General features: G+C 71.5%; 3 protein-coding genes and 3 pseudogenes. 2 read left to right on the top strand and 4 right to left on the bottom strand.

The genetic code is table 11. The features are described from left to right. The first annotated feature begins 36 nt into the window (after positions 1–36). Together B9D87_RS04355 and B9D87_RS04350 are read left to right on the top strand one after the other, a co-directional pair. Positions 37–723: a PAS and ANTAR domain-containing protein gene (locus tag B9D87_RS04355; RefSeq protein ID WP_040631846.1), complete on the top strand. Its 687-nt coding sequence runs from the start codon at positions 37–39 to the stop codon at positions 721–723. Positions 724–747: 24 nt separating this feature from the next. Further along, positions 748–2529, top strand: a complete 1782-nt coding sequence (locus B9D87_RS04350; protein ID WP_007776013.1) for an ABC-F family ATP-binding cassette domain-containing protein — start codon at positions 748–750, stop codon at positions 2527–2529. A gap of 65 nt (positions 2530–2594) precedes the next feature. Here the strand turns inward: B9D87_RS04350 and B9D87_RS04345 are convergent. The 4 genes and pseudogenes from B9D87_RS04345 to B9D87_RS04330 form a co-directional block, all read right to left on the bottom strand. Then, positions 2595–3655: pseudogene (locus B9D87_RS04345) on the bottom strand (type III polyketide synthase). 154 nt (positions 3656–3809) lie between these two features. Further along, a pseudogene (locus B9D87_RS04340) lies at positions 3810–6913 on the bottom strand (type I polyketide synthase). 2 nt (positions 6914–6915) lie between these two features. Then, positions 6916–13281, bottom strand: coding sequence for a type I polyketide synthase (locus B9D87_RS04335; protein WP_007776019.1), 6366 nt, complete (start codon positions 13279–13281; stop codon positions 6916–6918). Between the two features lie 19 nt (positions 13282–13300). Next, positions 13301–19689: pseudogene (locus tag B9D87_RS04330) on the bottom strand (SDR family NAD(P)-dependent oxidoreductase). Positions 19690–19735 lie beyond the last annotated feature (46 nt).

Here is a 19735-nt window from a genome sequence, read left to right as displayed (position 1 = left end):
CCAATGTTTTCACAAAGCGGATTGGGGAAACACACGATGCCAGTGAACTCCAACGACGAAACCGTTAAGCGCCCCGACGCGCCGGTGCCCGACGCCGTCGAGGAAGACGACGTGAACGCGATCGACCGGGTGTTGGGCCTCGGCGAGCCCCAGCGCGTCGGCCGGTACTGGTTCTACCTCGACGGCCACCGCTGGGAGTGGTCGGATGCGGTGGCACGCATGCACGGCTACAAGCCCGGGCAGGTGCAGCCCACCACGGAACTGCTGCTGCGACACAAACATCCCGAGGACCGGGAGCAGGTGGCCGCCGTGCTGGACCGGGTGACAAAGGGCAAGCCGTTCAGCAGCCGGCACCGCATCATCGACGCCGCCGGACGCACCCACTGCGTCGTCGTCGCCGGCGACCGGATGCTCGACGACAGCGGTGCGTTGGCCGGCACGTCGGGGTTCTACGTCGACGTCACCGACTCACTGCACTCCGATATCACCAACGTGCTCTCGGCGGTGGCCGAGGCCCGGGCGCGCATCGAGCAGGCCAAGGGCGTGCTGATGACTTCCTACGGCATCTCGGCCGAGCGGGCCTTCGACATCCTGGTGTGGCGTTCCCAGGAGACGAACCTCAAGCTGCGCGACGTCGCCAGCCGCTTCCTGGACGCCGTGGCCAGCAAGGCGTCGCCGGAGACCCAGAGCCAGGTGGACCAGGCGCTGCTGACCCTGGGCTAGCGGCGCCACGCTAGGGTCGGCCCGGTGGCGCACCTACTTGGAGCTGAGGCGGTACACCTCGAATATCCGACTCAGGTGGTCTTCGCATCGATCACGCTGGGGGTCAACGACGGCGCGCGCATCGGGATCGTCGGCCGTAACGGTGACGGCAAGTCCAGCCTGCTGCGGCTGCTGACCGGCCAGCAGCGGCCCGACGCCGGCCGGGTCACCCGGCGCACCGGGCTGCGGGTGGGCGCGCTGAGCCAAGCCGACACGCTGGACCCGCAGCACAGCGTGGGCTACACCCTCGTCGGCGAGGCGGCCGAGCACCAGTGGGCCGGCGACGCGCGGGTCCGTGACGTGGTCGCCGGGCTGGTCTCCGACATCGCTTGGGAGGCAACGGTTGCCACGCTGTCCGGCGGCCAGCGCCGCCGGGTGCAACTGGCCCGGTTGCTGATCGGCGAGTGGGACGTCATCGCCCTGGACGAGCCCACCAACCATCTGGACATCGAGGGCATCACCTGGCTGGCCGAGCATCTGCGGGGGCGCTGGGCACGCAACACCGGCGGGCTGCTGCTGGTGACCCACGATCGCTGGTTTCTCGACGAGGTCGCCACCACGACCTGGGAGGTGCACGACGGGATCGTCGAACCGTTCGACGGCGGGTACGCGGCCTACGTCCTGCAACGGGTCGAACGGGACCGGATGGCCGCCGTCGCCGAGGCCAAGCGGCAGAACCTGATGCGCAAGGAGCTGGCGTGGCTGCGCCGCGGGGCGCCGGCACGGACGTCCAAACCCAAGTTCCGGATCGAGGCGGCCAACCAGCTGATCGCCGACGTGCCCCCGCTGCGCAACACCGTCGAGCTGGCCAAGCTGGCCACCGCGCGGCTGGGCAAGGACGTGGTCGACCTGCTCGACGTGTCGGTCTCGTTTGACGGGCGCACGGTGCTGCGTGACGTCGAGTGGCGGATCGCGCCCGGCGAGCGCACCGGCATCGTCGGGGCCAACGGCGCCGGCAAGTCGACGCTGCTCGGGCTGATCGACGGGACAGTCACACCGGACGCGGGAAGGGTCAAGCGCGGCAAGACCGTGCGGCTGGCGGTGCTCGACCAGCAGGGCGATTCCCTGGCCGCGGTCGGCGGTGACCGGATCGCCGATGTGCTGGGCAGGCTGCAGGGCGGCTATCAGATGGACGGCCGCGAGGTCACCCCGGCGCAGCTGCTGGAACGGCTCGGTTTCGGGCGCGGGCAGCTGTCCGCCCGCGTCGAGGACCTCTCCGGCGGTGAGCGGCGGCGGCTGCAGCTGATGCTCACGCTGTTGAGTGAGCCCAACGTGTTGCTGCTGGACGAGCCGACCAACGACGTCGACACCGACACCCTGGCCGCGATGGAGGACCTGCTGGACTCGTGGGCGGGCACGCTGATCGTCGTCTCGCACGACCGTTACCTGCTGGAGCGGGTCACCGATCAGCAGTACGCGGTGCTCGACGGCCGGCTACGGCATCTGCCCGGCGGTGTCGACGAGTATCTGCGGCTGGCCGAGCAGCGCACCGGCGCGGCGACCGCCGGATCGTCGCGGCCGTCCGGGGCCGCCCCCCAAGCGATGTCCGGCGCGCAACGCCGCGCCGCGGAGAAGGAAGTGGCCTCCGTCGATCGCCAGCTGGCGCGGCTGGCGGAGCGGATCGCGGACAAGCACAACGAACTCGCCGCGCACGACCAGTCCGACCATGTCGGCGTCACCCGGCTCACCCAGGAGTTGCGCGCGCTCGAAGACGAGGTCGCCGCGACGGAGAGTCGCTGGCTGGAGCTGTCCGAACTCCTCGAATGAGTCTGGCGCGGCGCGTCGACGCGGATGTGTTGAGTGGCAGGGTGTTTCGCGGCGCTGTCAGCGGCTCAGTGCCAGCGCAGCAGCACCAGCTCGGAGCCGAAGCCGGGACCCACCGCGAGCATCAACCCGGGGCTGCCGCTGGGCGGCGGTTTGGCGATGGTGTCGCGCAGGATGTGTAGCACCGACGCCGACGACAGGTTGGCGACTTCCTCGAGCGAGCGCCAGGTCAATTCCTGTGCCTCCGGCGGCAGTTCGAGGCTGCCGGCGATCGCGTCGATGACCTTGGGGCCGCCGGGGTGCGTGATCCAGGCGCCGATGTCGACCTTGGTCAGCCCGTGTGCGGCCAGGAAGCTGTTCACGTCGTCGGCCAGGTAGCGGTCGACGACCTTCGGCAGTTCCGGCGACATGGCCAGCTGCATGCCGTCCGAACCGACGTTCCACCCCATGATGTGCAGCGATTCGGGGTACTGCCGGCTGCGCGAATCCACGATGTCGGGCCCGGCGGAATTCAGCTGCTCGGCGCGACGGTCGCCGACAGCGACCACGGCCGCGGCGCCGTCGCCGAACATCGCCGTGCCGACCAGCCCCGACACGGTCGGCCTGACCGTCGGGAAGGTGAGCGAACACAGCTCGACCGACACCAGGGCGGCAACGCCGTCCGGCGCGCCGCGCAGGTAATCGTGCAGCCGGCCGACGCCCCGGCACCGGCCGCGCAGCCCAGGCCGAACATCGGAATGCGGCGCACGTCGGGGCGCAGGCCGAGGAGGCCGACGAGCCGGGCGTCCAGGGACGGGACCGCGATGCCGGTGACCGTCGTGGTGGCGATCATGTCGATGTCGTGGGGCTGCAGGCCCGCCTCGTCGAGCGCGCCCAGCAACGCCTCGCAGCTCAGTTCCAGGGCCTTGTCGATGAAGATCTCGTTGGTCGCGCTGAAGTCGGTGAGCTCCTGGTAACGCTCCAGGGGCAACACGAAGTGGCGGCTGTTGACCTTGGCGGCGGCGTGCAGCCGCCGGACAACCTCTTCGTGCTCCTTCAGCGCCGGCAACTCGACGAGCTGGTCGGTGATTTCGCTTTGGCTATACCGATGAGGCGGCAACGCGCCGAAAACACCCGCGATGACGCTCATGTTCTACCTTCTTGCTTGCCAACCAGCGTGAACGCTCCCCTTAATGCGGGAAGTTTATGCGGTTCCGTTTGGCGGTGCAAAGGATCGATGTATTCGACACATGTCTTATTAATTGCGTTCCGTGTCCGCGTAATCATATCCGCCAGCGGGGAATTCATCGTTCGGTGTCTTCCTCATCCGCCGAGCTGAGCGCCATCGCGATCAACGCATCGGGGCTCAACGCGTCGATGTCGTCGGCACCGGAATTTGCGTCGGGGGCGGGTGATTCCGGGGCGCCGGCGAGCAACAACAGCTTCTCGAGCAATCCCGTTCTCCGGAGCTCGCGCACCGGAATCTTGCGCAGTTCCGACCAAATCTTTTCCTCGTCTGATTCGGCCGGCTCGTCGTGGAGCAGTTGCCGGCGAAGATGTTCGGCCAGCGCGGCCGGCGTGGGGTAATCGAAGATCAGCGTTCGCGACAGGGCCAGGCCGGTATGGCTGGTCAGACGGTTGCGCAGCTCCACCCCGATCATCGAGTCGAAGCCGAGGTCGCCGAACGCGCGGCCGGGGTCGATGGCGTGGCCGCCCGGGTGCCCCGACACCGCCGCCGCGTGCTCGCAGACCAGCTCGACCAGCGCCCGGCGCTGGTCGTCGGGCGGCAGTCCGAGCAACCGGTGCGCCAGGTCGGGCGTGCGAGAAGCCGTCGCGGGCGGGCCCCCGTCGCACCGGCACCCTCGGCGCCAAGCCAAAACCGCTGCCGCACAAAGCCATACGTCGGCAACTCGACGCATCGCGCGTTCAGCCCGGCGAAGGCGGCCGCCCAGTTCGGGTCGAGGCCACGGGTGAACAACTGGCCGGCCGCGCCGAGCAACGACTCCGCCTCGGGCCGATCCTTGGCCAGGCAGGGCACCGAGACCGCCCGCTCGGCGCTCAGCGATTGGTCGACCGCCGCGGTCAAGGCCGCACCCGGACCCAGTTCCAGGAAGATCCCGGCGCCGGCGGCCTCGGCGGCGCGCACGCCCTCGAAGAATCGGACCGGATGACCGACGTGGTCCGCCCAGTACCGCGGGGACCCGTAGCCATCCTCGGCGAGTTGCCCGGTCACGTTGGACACCAACGCGATTCGCGGCTCCCCCACCTCGATGCCGGCCACCGCCGCGGAAAACTCCGCCACCATGGGCTGCATCAGCGGCGAATGAAAAGCGTGCGACACCGCCAGCCGGCGCACGCGCCGGCCTGCCCGGGCCAGCCGGTCCGCCAGCGCGTCCACCGGCGCCTGTGCGCCCGACAGCACCACCGCGTCGGGCCCGTTGACCGCCGCGATGCTCACCCCGCCGTCCAGCAACCCGGTCACCTCGGCCTCGGCGGCGCCGACCGCCACCATCACCCCACCGGCCGGCAGCCCGGACATCAACCGGCCCCGCGCCGCCACCATGAGCGACGCATCCGCGAGCGACAGCACCCCGGCCACGCACGCCGCGGTGATCTCACCGACCGAGTGCCCCATCACCACATCCGGTGTCACCCCGAAGGACTGCCACAACGCCGTCAACGCGACGCCGATCGCGAACAACGCCGGCTGGGCGAACTCGGTGTTACGCAACAAGTCCGGGTCGGCACCCCACATCACCTCGCGCAGCGGCGCACGCAGGTGAGCGTCGACCGCAGCGGCGGCCTCGTCCAGGGCACGGGCGAACACGCCGAACCGCTCATACAGTTGCCGGCCCATCCCCAACCACTGCGACCCCTGACCGGGGAAGACGAAGACCGTCTTGCCCAACGACTCCGACGAGCCGGCCCGGCCCACCGCCACGCCCGGCCCGGACTCCCCCGCCGCGAGGGCCGCCAAACCCGTTGCCAGCGCGGCACGATCGCCGCCCACCACCACCGCGCGGTGCTCGAAGACCGTGCGGGTACCGACCAACGACCAGGCGATGTCGAGGGGGCTCACATCGGCCCGGTCGGTCAGATAGGCCGACAACCGCCGCGCCTGGTTGGCCAGCGCCTGTTCGGAGCGGCCCGACAGCACCCACGGCAGGATCTCGTCCGGGTCCGCGGGTTGTGCGTGCGGCTGGGCCGATGGCCGCTCGAACTGCTCGACGACGAGGTGCGCGTTGGTGCCGCCCATGCCGAACGAGGACACCCCGGCCCGGCGTGCGCGAGCTACCGGTGGCCACGGCGTCAGCGCGGTGTTGACCTGCAGCCCAAGGTGATTGAGCTCGGTCGCGGGGTCGGCGTAGTTGAGGCTGGGCGGGATCGCACCATGCTCGATCGCCAGTACGGCCTTGAGCAGGCCCGCGATGCCCGCGGCGCCGCCGGCGTGGCCGATGTTGGTCTTCACCGATCCCACCCGCACCGGATCGTGGGCGCGCTCGGCGAAAACCTGCCCCAGGGCCTGGGCTTCGATCGCATCGCCGACCTTGGTCCCGGTACCGTGCGCCTCGATGTAGTCGATGTCGCCGCCCCGCAGGCCGGCAGCGGCGAGCGCACGCCGGATCACGTCCGCCTCGCCGCTCGCCGACGGCACGGTCTGGGCGGTCGCACCGTTCCCCGCGTTGCCGACGGCGCCACCGCGAATGACTGCGTGGATGCGGTCGCCGTCGTCCAGTGCCGACGGCAAGGCCTTCAACAGCACCAGCCCGCCGCCTTCGCCGCGCACGTAGCCGTCGGCACGCCGATCGAACGCATACGTGTGCCCGGACACCGAGACCGCCCCGAATTCGCGTTCCAGCATCCCGATTTCGTCGGCCAGGTTGAGGTGCACCCCGCCCGCGATGGCCAGCGCGGACCGGCCGGTGGCCACGCTCTCGCAGCCGAGGTGCACCGCCACCAGAGAAGACGACTGGCCGGAATCGACGGTCATGCTGGGCCCGCGCAGCCCGAAGGCGTACGAGATGCGGTTGGCGATCATCGCCCGGCTGATCCCGGTGAAGCTGTGGTGGTCCAGGTTGTCGGCGAGATCGCGCAGCGTCAGCGCGGCGTAGTCGTCCGTCATCGCCCCGAGGAAGACCGAAACCGGTTCTCCCCGCAGTGTTTCCGGTATCAGCAAGGCGTCCTCGAACAACTCCCAGGTCAGCTCCAGGGCCAGGCGTTGCCGCGGATCCATCGCGCTCGCCTCGCGCGGCGACAGATTGAAGAAGTCGGCGTCGAATTCGGCCGCCTCCCCGGTGAACCGGGTGGCCTCACGTCCGTCGCGGATCAGGCGCCAGAACGCGCCCGGTCCGGCGGCGGCCGGGAACCGGCACGCCAGCCCGATGATCGCTACGTCGGTCGAAGACAACGTCAGGGGCCGGCTTCCTCGTCGAGAATCGCGAACAGCTGGCTCTCGGTGGCGGTGGCGATGTCGTCGTCGAACGCGTCCGCGGGGTGTTCGAGCAGCGGGGCCTGCGCCCGGCCGGTCGCCGCGGCCAACAGGCCTTCCAGCCGGGTGATGAGCTGCGCCTTGTCACCGGGGCTCAGGTCGGGCTGGCCCAGCAGCGCCTGCAGCTCCCGGGCGATGTCGTTGAAGCGGGCCATGCGATCGGGCGCCGCGGCGGCACCGATCGCGGGGGCGCCGGGGGCGCTGCCGGCCAGCTGGGCGCCGAGGTGCTCGGCGAGCGCGCCCGGCGTGGGCTGATCGAAGATCAGCGTGGGCGAAAGGGTAAGCCCAGTGGCGATTTTCAGCCGGTTGCGCAGTTCGACCGCGGTCAGCGAATCGAACCCGAGGTCGCCGAACGCGTCGTCGGCATTGACGTCCGCAAAGCTGTGGCCCAGCACCGTGGCCGCGTTGCTGCACACCAATTCCACCAGTTCGCTGTGTCGCTGGTCGGGGGTCATGCCCTCCAGCCGCGCCCGCAGGCCCGTCAGCGAGACCATGTCGGTGTGCTCCAGCACCCGGCGGGCCGGGCGGGTGGCCAACTGGCTCAGCAGCGGCGGCAACGTGTCGCCGTGGTGCGCCAGCGCCGCCCGGTCCAGCCGGGTGGCCACCACCATCGGCTGTTCGGTCAGCAACGCGGCATCCAGCAGCTCCAGCGCCTGGCGAGTGGACAGCGCGCTCAGCCCGGCCCGGCTCATCCTCGCCTTGTCACGCTCGCCGAGGTGCTGGGTCATGGTCGAAGTCTCTTCCCACATCCCCCAGGCCACCGAGAGTCCCGGCAGCCCGCGAGTGCGCCGGTGCGCCGCCAGCGCGTCGAGGAAGCTGTTGGCCGCCGCGTAGTTCCCCTGGCCCGGCGCCCCGACGATGCCCGCCATCGACGAAAACGCCACGAACGCCGACAGATTCAGCCCGCCGGTCAGCTCGTGCAGATTCCAGGCACCGTCGACCTTGGCCCGCAACACCGTGTCGATGCGCGCGGGCGTCAGTGACGCGAGCACCGCGTCGTCGAGCACCCCCGCGGCGTGGAACACCGAGCGCAACGGGTACCGCGCCGGCACCTGCGCCAGCAGCTCGGCGACGGCGTCCCGGTCACCGACATCGCAGGCCGCAACGGACACCGATGCGCCCAATTCGCGCAACTCGGCGGCCAAGTCGGCCATGCCGCCCGCGCGTTCCCCGCTGCGGCTGACCAGCAGCACATGCGGCACCCGGTGCCGCTCGACGAGATGACGCGCCACCGCCGAACCCGCCATGCCGGTGCCGCCGGTGATCAGCGCGGTGCCGCCGGCCAGCCCGGCGGGCCCGTCCGGCATGGTGAGCACGACCTTGCCGACGTGGCGGGCCTGGCTGACAAACCGGTAGGCGTCGGCGGCGCTGCGCGCATCGAATTCCTTGACCGGCAACGGCATCAGGACACCTCTGGCGAACAGGTCCATCAATTCGGCCAGCATCTCGGCGATGCGGTCGGGGCCGGCCTCCATGAGATCGAACGCGCGATACGTCACCCCGGGATGGTCGGCCGCGACGGCATCCGGGTCACGCAGGTCGGTCTTGCCCATTTCGATGAAGCGGCCGCCGGGCCCCAGCAGCCGCAGCGACGCGTCGTTGAACTCCCCCGCCAGGGAGTTGAGCACCACGTCCATGCCGCCGGCGAACTTCTGCTCGAAATCCAGGGTGCGCGAATCCGCGATGTGCGCGTCGTCGAACCCCATGACGCGCAAGGTGTCCCACTTACCACGGCTGGCGGTCGCGAACACTTCGGCGCCCCAGTGCCTGGCCAGCTGCACCGCGGCCATGCCCACCCCGCCGGTGGCGGCATGCACCAGCACCCGCTGCCCGGCGCGCAGACCGGCCAGCACCGACAGCCCGTAATACGCCGTCAAAAACACCACCGGCACGGCCGCGGCCTGCGCCATCGACCAGCCCCGCGGCACCCGGGTCACCAACCGGCGGTCGACGGCGGCCTCGGAGCCGGCGAGTCCGAAGATCCCCATGACCGCGTCGCCGACGGCCAGATCCGCCACGCCGGCGCCGAGTTCGGTGACGATTCCCGCGCCCTCGGCGCCCAGCTGCGCCGCACCCGGGTACATGCCCAGCGCCACCAGCACATCGCGGAAGTTCACCCCGGCGGCGGCCACGGTGACGCGCACCTGACCGGACTCCAGCGCCGCCGGCGGGTACTCCTGCACCGCCAGGTCCTCGAGCGTCCCGGCATCGCCGGCGGCCAGCCGCCATGCCGACGGCGGATCGGGCAACCGCAGCAGCGGCCGTTGGTCGGCCGGCTTCAGCCGGGCGCTGTAGGCCACGCCGTCGCGCACCACCAATTGCGGCTCGCCACAACCGCCGATCACCGCTGCGACATCCAGGGTCCCGTCGGTGTCGACCAGCACCACGCGGCCGGGATGCTCGGCCTGGGCCGAACGGGTCAACCCCCACACCGCGGCACCGGCCAGGTCCGCGACGTCCTCGCCCGCCAGGCCCACCGCCCCGCGGGTCAGCACCACCAGGACCCCGGCCTGCTCAGCCGTCAGCCAGGATTGCAGCACACCCAGGGCCTCGTGGGTCGCGCGGTAGACCGAGCCGACCGCGCCCGGGCCGGCCGGCGGTGACTCCCAGACGGTGATGTCCGAGCCAACGTCGTTGCCGGGCGGCGAGACCGGTGACCACACCACGTCGAGCAGCTCACCGCTGCCGGAGCGCGCCGCCACGGCCGCGGCCAGCTGGTCGGCCGAGACGGCGCGCGTCACGAGCTCGCGCACCGACAGGACCGGCAGCCCCGACGAGTCGGCCAGCTCGACCGACACGGCGCCGGCGCCGACCGGCGCCAGCCTGACCCGGACCCGGGACGCGCCGGCCGCGTTCAGGCACACTCCTTGCCACGAGAACGGCAAGACCGTCTCGATCCGCTCGTCGGCGACGCCCAGGGCGTGCAGCGCGGCATCCAGCAGCACCGGGTGGATGCCGAACCCGCCGGTCGCCACCCCGGCCTGTTCTGGAAGCTCCACCTCGGCGAAAGTCTCAGTCCCCCTTCGCCATACGGTCCGCAGCCCGCGAAAGGCCGGCCCGTATCCGTAGCCGCGTCCGGCCAGGCCGTCGTACGCGCCGGTCACGTCCACCGCGTCCGCGCCCGGCGGCGGCCACACCGACAGGTCGGTGTCAGGTGCCGGCGCACCGCCGCTCAACACGCCCTCGGCGTGCAACACCCAATCAGATTGGGCGGCACGCGAATACACCGTGACCGTGCGTGTGCCCGCGTCGCCTGCCCCGGCCACCACGACCTGAAGATGCACCACCCCGGCCGCAGGCACCACCAGCGGCGCCGCCAGCGTCAACTCCTCGACCACCGAGCAGCCGACCTCGTCGCCGGCCCGCAACGCCAACTCGACGAAGCCGGCGCCCGGGAACAGCACCGTGCCGGCCACCGCGTGGTCGGCAAGCCAGGGCTGAGCGGCGATCGACAGCCGGCCCGTCAACACCACGCCGCCGGAATCCGGCCGGTCCACCACCGCGCCCAGCAGCGCGTGCTCGGCCTCGGCCAGACCCAGGCTGGCGATGTTGGCCGAACCCACCGAATCGCTGGACAACCAAAACCTGCGCCGCACAAAGGCATACGTGGGCAGCTCGACACGGCGTGCCCAGCCGTCCGCAAACGCCGCGGCCCATCGCACGTCGGCGCCGGCCGTGAACAGCTGCCCCGCCGCCCGCAGCAGCGAGTCCACCTCGGGCCGGTCCTTGGCCATGCTCACCACCGAGGTGGCGCGCTCGGTGGTCAGCGACTGCTCCACCGCGGACGTCAACGCCGCGCCGGGACCCACCTCCAGGAACACCCCGGCACCAAGGGATTCGGCCAGCTGCACACCGTCGACGAATCGCACCGGCTTGCGCACGTGGTCGACCCAGTACCCGGCGGTCCCATAGTCGGGGCCGGCCAGCTGCCCGGTCAGGTTGGACACCAGGGCGATCCGCGGCTGGCCGGCCGACACGCCGGCGGCCACCGCCGCGAACTCCCCCATCATCGGCTCCATCAACGGCGAGTGAAACGCGTGCGAGACCGCCAGCCGGTGCACCCGGGCGCCGCCGGCGGCCAGCCGGTCCGCGACCGCCCCCACCGCGTCCCGCTCACCGGAGAGCACCAGCGACCGCGGGCCGTTGACCGCCGCAATGCTCACGGCGCCGTTCAGCAGTCCGGCCACCTCGGCTTCGGTTGCGCTGACGGCGACCATCACCCCGCCGGCGGGCAGCCCGGCCATCAGCCGGCCGCGCGCCGCCACCAGCCGCGCCGCGTCGGGCAGCGGCATCGCCCCCGCCACGCACGCCGCGGCGATCTCGCCCACCGAATGCCCGATCACCACATCCGGTGTGATACCGAAGGATTGCCACAACGCGGCCAGCGCGATCTCGACGACGAACAACGCCGGTTGCGCGAACTCCGTGCTCTGCAACAACTCCGGGTCGGTGCCCCACATCACCTCGCGCAGCGGCAGCCGCGCGTGCGCGTCCACCGCGGCGACCGCCTCGTCGAAGGCCTGCGCGAACGCGGGAAAACGGTCGTACAGCTCGGCGCCCATCCCGAGCGACTGCGAGCCCTGGCCGGGAAAGACGAACACCCGCTTGCCCGCCGGCCGGGTCCGGCCGACCAGCGCGCCCGGGTCGGGCCGCCCGGAGGCCAACCCCGCCAACCCCGTTGTCAGCGCCTCGCGGTCGCGACCGATCAGCACCGCGCGGTGCTCGAAGGCCGCCCGATTGGTCGCCAGCGACCACCCGACATCCACCGCCCGCGCATCCGCGTCGGCGCTCAGCCGGTCCAGCAGCCGCTGGGCCTGGCCGGCCAACGCCTCGGGCGACCGGGCCGAAATCACCCACGGGATCACCGGATTCGACGGCCCCGCCACCGGTTCGGCGTCGCTGTCGAGTTGCGCCGGGGCCTGCTCGACGATCACGTGCGCGTTGGTGCCGCTGATCCCGAACGACGAGACACCCGCCCGCCGTATCCCGCCGTGATCCGGCCACGGCTGCGGCTCGGTCAACAGCGACACCGCGCCGGACGTCCAATCCACATGCGGCGACGGGACATCCACATGCAGCGTCTTGGGCATCACCCCGTGCCGGATCGCCTGCACCATCTTGATCACCCCGGCCACCCCCGCCGCGGCCGACGTGTGACCGATGTTGGATTTGATCGACCCCAACCACAGCGGCCGGTCCGCGGGACGATCCTGCCCATAGGTCGCCAGCAGCGCCTGGGCCTCGATGGGATCCCCGAGCACCGTCCCCGTCCCGTGGCCCTCGACGACATCCACGTCCGCGGCCGCCAGCCCGGCGTTCGCCAGCGCCGCGCGGATCACCCGCTGTTGCGACGGCCCATTGGGCGCCGTCAACCCGTTCGACGCGCCGTCCTGGTTGACCGCCGTGCCGCGCAGTACCGCCAGGACGGGATGCCCGAGGCGCCGCGCATCGGCCAACCGCTCCAGCACCAGGACGCCCGCGCCCTCCGACCACGAAGTCCCGTCCGCCGCACCGGCGTACACCTTGCAGCGACCATCGGGGGCCAGCGCGCGCTGGCGGCTGAACTCGACGAAAGCCGCAGGGGTGGCCATCACGGTCACCCCACCGGCCAGCGCCAGATCGCATTCCCCGGACCGCAGCGACTGCGCGGCCAGATGCATCGAGACCAGCGACGACGAGCAGGCGGTATCCACCGACACCGCCGGGCCCTCCAGGCCCAGGACGTAGGACACCCGGCCCGAGGTCACGCTCAGCGTCGAGCCGGTGAGCCCGTAGCCCTCCAGCTCGCCCTTCACCTCGCCGCCATAGCCGGCGTGGATCACCCCGGCGAAGACGCCGGTCGCCGAGCCGCGCAGGGCGAAGGGGTCGATGCCGGCCCGCTCCAACGCTTCCCAGCAGATCTCCAGCATCATCCGTTGCTGGGGGTCCATGGCCAGCGCCTCGCTGGGCCCGATGCCGAAGAATCCGGCGTCGAAGTCACCCGCGTCCTGCAGGAAGCTGCCCTGCCGGGTGTACATCTTGCCCTTGGCGTCGGGGTCGGGGTCGTACAACCCCTCGACGTCCCAACCGCGGTCGGCTGGGAAGTCCGACACCGTGTCGCGGCCCTCGATCACGAGTTGCCACAGGTCTTCTGGCGATTCCACGCCCCCGGCGTAGCGACATGCCATTCCCACCACGGCGACCGGCTCAAAGAGTTGGCCCTCCAGTTCCGCGACACGCCGCCGGGTCCGCCTGAGATCCGCCGTGAGGCGTTTCAGGTAGTCGACGTGTTGCGAGGTGCCCGGCATCGTTGCTCCTTGCGGGGTGTCAGCGGCCGAGTTCTTCATCGAGGATCGCAAAGAGTTGGCTTTCGGTGGCGGCGTCGAGGTCGTCGTCGAGGTGTTCGGCATCGGAATCATCGCCCGGCGGGAGCGCGGCGAGCAGGTTGTGAATCCGGGCCCGCAGCACCGACTTGTCGTCGGCATTCCAGGTGGGCGCCCCGAGCAGCGCCTGCAGTTCCCGGGTGATGTCGTTGAAGCGGCCCATCAGGTTCGGCTGATCGCCGGCACCGGCGGTGCCGGCGAGTTGGGTGTCCAGGTGCGCGGCCAGCACGGTGGGTGTTGGATAGTCGAATATGAGGGTCGGCGAAAGGGTAAGGCCCGTAGCGTTTTTGAGCCGGTTACGCAGTTCGACCGCGGTCAGCGAATCGAACCCCAGCTCCTGGAAGGCACGGCCGGCGTCGATGTCCGCCGGATTGGGCACGCCCAGCACCATCGCCGCGTTGCCGCACACCAGGTCGACCAGCTCGCGCTGTCGCGCCTCCGGAGTCAGCCCGTGCAGCCGCGCCGCCAGCCCGGTCGACGACGCGCTGACATCCGTGTCGTCGATGACGCGCCGGGTCGGGCCGGCGACGAGTTCCCGCAGCAGCGGGGGCAGCGCGGCGATGTTGTCGGACAGGGCCGCCCGGTCCACCCGCGCGGCCACCAGCATCGGGGTTTCGACCAGCATCGCGGCGTCGAACGCCGCGAGCGCCTGTTCGGTGGACAGCGGTGCCAGCCCGATCCGGCTCATCCGGGCCTTGTCGCGGTCCCCGAGGTGCGCCGTCATCGCCGAGGCCTGCTCCCACAGTCCCCAGGCCAGCGACAGGCCGGCAAGTCCGTGGGCGCGCCGGTATGCGGCCAGCCCGTCGAGGAAACTGTTGGCGGCCGCGTAGTTGGCCTGACCCGGGGTTCCCACGATCCCGGCCATCGACGAAAACACCACGAACGCCGAGAGATCCAGGTGCCGGGTGAGCTCGTGCAGGTTCCAGGCCCCGTCGACCTTGGCGCGCAGGACCGCGTCCACCCGATCCGGGGTCAGCGACGAGATCAGCCCGTCGTCGAGAATGCCCGCGGCGTGCACGATTCCGCGCAGCGGGTACTGCGCGGGGATCTGGGTCAGCATCGCCGACGCCGCTTCGGGATCGGCGACATCGCAGGCCACCACCGACACCTGCGCGCCGGCGTTTTGCAGCCCGGCCACCAGTTCGTCGACGCCGGCCGCCCGGGCGCCGGTGCGGCTGACCAGCACCACGTGCGCCACCCGGTAACGGTCGACGAGGTGGCGGGCCAGCGCCGAACCGGCCATGCCGGTGCCACCGGTGATCACCACGCTGGCGTCCGCCAGCCCACCGCCGCAGCCGCTGAGCACTTCGCCGGGTCCCGATCCGACGGTCAGCGCGACCTTGCCGATGTGGCGCGCCTGGCTGACGTATCGATAGGCCGCCGAGGCACAGCGGACGTCGAAGGTCTTCAGCGGCAACGGTTTCAAGACATCGGCGGTCAGCAGACCAACGATCTCGGCCAGCATGGCCGCGGTGCGGTCGGGGCCGGCCTCCATCAGGTCGAACGCCCGATACACCGCGCCGTGATACTCGTCGGCGACGGCGTGCGGATCGCGCACATCGGTCTTGCCCATCTCGATGAATCGCCCGCCGGGGGCCAACAGCCGCAACGACGCGTCGGTGAACTCACCCGCGAGGGAGTTGAGCACGACGTCGAACCCGGCACCGCCGGTGGCGGAGCCGAACTTCGTCTCGAACTCCGTTGTCCGCGAATCGCCGATGTGGTCGTCGTCGAACCCCATCGCGCGCAAGGTGTCCCACTTGCCGCTGCTGGCGGTGACGAACACCTCGGCGCCCCAGTGCCGGGCCAGCTGCACCGCGGCCATGCCCACCCCGCCGGTGGCGGTGTGCACCAGCACCCGCTCGCCGGCGCGCAGCCCGCCCAGCACCGAGAGCCCGTACAGCGCCGTCAGGAACACCACCGGCACACCCGCGGCCGCCACCAGCGACAAGCCCGGCGGCACCGGTGTCACCACGCGGTGATCCACCACGGCCTCGGAACCGACGACGCCGAGCAGTCCCATCACCGCGTCGCCGACGGCCAGCCCGGTCACGTCGGGTCCCACCTCGACGACCACGCCGGAGCCCTCGGCACCGAGCTGGCCGCCGCCGGGATACATCCCGAGGGCCACCAGGACGTCGCGGAAGTTGACGCCGACCGCGGCCACCGCCACCCGCACCTGCCCGCCGGTCAATTCGGTTCGCGGGCAGGCACTTACAACCAGGTCCTGCAGCGTGCCCTCGCCACCGGCATCCAGCCGCCAGGCGGCGGAGGGCAGCGCGGCGACGGGGCCCACGCGCACCGGGCGCAGCCGCGCCGCGTACGCCGTGCCCTGACGCACCACCACCTGCGGTTCGCCGCAGTCGATCACCGCTGCGGCGTCGAGGGAGCCGTCGGAGTCGATCAGCACCATCCGGCCCGGGTGCTCGGCCTGCGCCGACCGCACCAGGCCCCACACCGCCGCGCCGGCCAGGTCCGAAACCTCTTCGCCGGCAAGGGCGACGGCCCCGCGGGTCTGCACGGCCAGCACCCCGGCGTTTTCGTCGCGCAGCCACGATTGCAGCGCCGCCAAGATCTCGGCGGCCGCGGCGTGCACCGCCTTCACCACGTCACCGCCGTGATCGCCCAGCTCCCACAGCGTGGCCCCGGCACCGGAATCGGCGCCGCCCAGCGCGATCGGGGACCACGTCACGTCGAGCAACCCCTCGGCGCGCGAGCGCTGGGCGGGAGCGGCCGTCAACTGCTCGGCCGAGACCGGGCGCATGGCCAACGACCGCACCGACAGCACCGGAAGTCCCGTCCCGTCGGCCAGTTCCACCGATACCGACCCGGCGCCGGCCGGCGCGATCCGGACCCGCGCCCGCGACGCACCCGAGGCGTGCAGCGACACGCCCTGCCACGAGAACGGCAGCAGGGTCTGGTCCTGCTCGGCGGCGACGCCGATCGCATGCAGCGCCGCGTCCAGGAGCACGGGATGCAGCCCGAAGCCGCCGTCCTGGGTCCCGGCGTCGTCGGGCACGACGACCTCGGCGAAGAGTTCGTCGCCGCGCTGCCACATGGCCCGCAGACCCCGGAACGCGCCGCCGTAGTCGTAGCCCCGCTGCGCCAGCCGGGCGTAGGCGCCGGTGACGTCCACCGCGGTCGCCCCGGCCGGCGGCCAGATCGAGAGGTCCGCGCCCGGCGTCACCGTGCCGGGGCGCAGCAGCCCCTCGGCATGCAACGTCCACTCCGAATCCGGTTCGGCGCCGGCGGAATACACCGACAACGGTCGCGACCCCGCCTCGTCGGGCGCGCCGACCACCAGCTGCACCTGCACACCGCCCGCCGGGGGCAGCAGCAGCGGAGCCGACAACGTCAGCTCGTCGAGCACCGTCGCGCCGACCTCGTCGCCGGCGCGGATCGCCAGCTCGACGAACCCGGCGCCGGGGAACAGCACCGTCTCGCCCACCGCGTGATCGGCCAGCCACGCCTGCGCCGCCGTCGACAACCGGCCCGTCAGCACCACGCCGCCGGAATCGGGCCGCGGCACCACCGCACCGAGCAGCCCGTGTTCGGCGGCGGCCAGGCCCAGCGTGGTGACGTCCTGCGTCCCCGCCGACCCGCCAGGGAGCCAAAAGTGCTGCCGGACAAAGCCGTATGTCGGCAGATCGACGGCCCGGCCACCCAGGCCGGCCATCGCGGCGCGCCAGTCGACGGCCACGCCAAAGACGTGGGCCTGGGCGGCCGAGAGCCAGAAGCGGTCCAGGCCGCCGTCGTCGCGGCCCAGCGACGGGATGACCCACGCCCGCTCGCTGTCCGGCATGGTGTCTTCGATGGCGGCCATGAGCACGGGATGCGGGCTGGATTCGATGAACGCCTGGTATCCCGCGTCGCACGCGCTGCGTACCGCCCGCTCGAATTGCACCGTGTGCCTGATGCTTTGGAACCAGTAGTCGGCGTCCAGCCCCGCGGTGTCCATCGGCTCACCGGTGACCGTGGAGAAGAAGGCGACCGCCGACGATCGCGGCGCGAGGCCGTGCAGCGCGTCGGCCAATGGCTCGCGAATCGCGTCCACCTGCGCCGAATGCGATGCGTAGTCGACGTCGATCCTGCGGGCGCGGATGTTGTCGGCGTCGCACCGCTGCATCAGTTCGGCAAGGGCGTCCACCTCACCCGAAACAACCACCGCCGCAACGCCGTTGACGGTGGCGATGTTCAGTCGCTCACCCCAGCCCGCGATCAGTTGCTCGGCGCGCGGCAGACCGCACGCCAACGAGACCATGCCGCCCCGGCCCGCCAACCGCACCAGCAGCCGGCTGCGCAGCGCGACCACCCGGGCGGCGTCGTCCAGCGACAGCGCGCCCGCCACATAGGCCGCCGCGATCTCGCCCTGCGAATGGCCGATCACCGCATCGGGCGTCACGCCCACCGAACGCCACAGTTCGGCCAGCGACACCATCACCGCCCACAGCGCCGGCTGCACCACGTCCACCCGATCCAACCCGGGCGTGCCCGGGCGCCGCGGATCACGTCGATCAGCGACCAGTCGACGTATGCGGCGAGCGCGTCAGCGCAGCGTTGCATGTGCTCGGCGAATACCCGTGAGCTGTCCAGCAATTGGGCGCCCATGCCGCGCCATTGCGAGCCCTGGCCGGGAAACACGAACACCGTCTTGCCGACCGGGTGCGCGCGGCCCACCACCAGGCCCGCGCCCTGCTCACCGGCCGCCAGCGCCGTCAGCCCGCGCAGCAGCTGCGCGCCGTCGGCGCCCACCACCACCGCGCGGTGCTCGAACCGCGACCGCGTCGCGACCAGCGACCAGCCCACATCCAGCACCCGCACACCGGGATCGGCCTTCACCCGGGCTAGCAGCCGAGCCGCCTGGTTCGCCAGCGCCTCCCCCGAGCGGGCCGAGAGCACCCACGGCACCACCACGTCATCGCCTGGGCGGGTGGCGGTCTCGGGCTCCGGGGTGTATTGCTCCACGATGACGTGCGCGTTGGTGCCGCTGATGCCGAAGGACGAGACCCCCGCGCGGCGCGGCCGCTCCACCGCCGGCCATCCCCGCTGCTCGGTCAGCAGCGACACCGCGCCGGCGCTCCAATCCACATGCGGCGTCGGCTCATCCACGTGCAACGTCTTGGGCATCACCCCGTGGCGGATGGCCTGCACCACCTTGATCACTCCGCCGGCGCCCGCGGCGGCCGACGTGTGGCCCATGTTCGATTTGATCGAGCCCAGCCACAGCGGCTGATCCGTCGGCCGGTCCTGCCCGTAAGTCGCCAGAACCGCTTGCGCCTCAATGGGATCCCCGAGCGTGGTGCCGGTGCCGTGACCCTCGACCAGGTCGACGTCGGCCGTGCCCAGCCGCGCGTTGGCCAGCGCCGCCCGGATCACCCGTTGCTGCGACGGCCCGTTGGGCGTCGCAAGGCCGTTGGAGGCGCCGTCCTGATTCACCGCCGACCCACGCACCACGGCGAGCACCGGATGCCCGTGCCGGCGCGCGTCGGCCAGCCGTTCCAGCACCAGCACGCCGACGCCCTCGGAGAACCCGGTGCCGTCGGCGGCACCCGCGTACGCCTTGCACCGGCCGTCGGCGGCCAGTGCCCGCTGCCGGCTGAATTCGATGAACATCGCCGGGGTGGCCATCACGGTCACGCCGCCGGCCAGCGCGAGATCGCATTCGCCGGAACGCAACGACTGCGCCGCCAGGTGCAGGGCCACCAGCGACGACGAACACGCCGTGTCGACCGAGACGGCCGGGCCTTCGAATCCCAGCGAATAGGCCACCCGGCCCGAGGCGACACTGAGCGTCGAACCGCGCAGGCCGTAGCGCTCCAGGTGTCCCGGCACCCGTCCCTGCCCGCCGTAGGAGCCGTGGAAAATCCCGGCGAACACACCGGTCGCCGAGCCGCGCAGGGTGGCGGGGTCAATCCCGGCCCGCTCCAACGCCTCCCAGGACACCTCGAGCAGCAGGCGCTGTTGCGGGTCCATGGCCAGGGCCTCGCTGGGCGCGATGCCGAAGAACGCGGCGTCGAAATCGCCGACGTCCGAGAGGAACCCGCCGCACCGCGCGTACGACTTGCCCACGGCGTCGGGATCCGCGTCGAACAGGCCGGTCAGGTTCCAGCCGCGGTCCGCTGGGAACTCCGAGACGACATCGCGGCCGTCAACCACCATCTGCCACAAAGCCTCTGGCGAATTCACCCCACCCGGGTACCGGCAGGCCATGCCGACCACCGCGACCGGTTCGGTTGCGGCGGCCAGGTACTGGCGGTTTTCGCGCTTGAGCCGCTCGTTGTCTTTCAGCGCCTGACGAAGGGCCTTGACCAGCTCTTCGGTGTTGCCGTTCATCGAAGGCGGCCTCTCATGTCACTCACAGCGATACTTCCGCGGGAGA

Source organism: Mycobacterium colombiense CECT 3035 (assembly GCF_002105755.1).
Classification (GTDB): Bacteria; Actinomycetota; Actinomycetes; order Mycobacteriales; family Mycobacteriaceae; genus Mycobacterium; species Mycobacterium colombiense.
Note: the sequence above shows the minus strand (reverse complement) of the source record. Positions and strands in the feature narration are given on the sequence as shown.

Bases quoted from the DNA above. Each gene is read 5' to 3' on its own strand.
- B9D87_RS04335 (WP_007776019.1), bottom strand. From the start codon at position 13,281: ATGCCGGGCACCTCGCAACACGTCGACTACCTGAAACGCCTCACGGCG.
- B9D87_RS04355 (WP_040631846.1), top strand. From the start codon at position 37: ATGCCAGTGAACTCCAACGACGAAACCGTTAAGCGCCCCGACGCGCCG.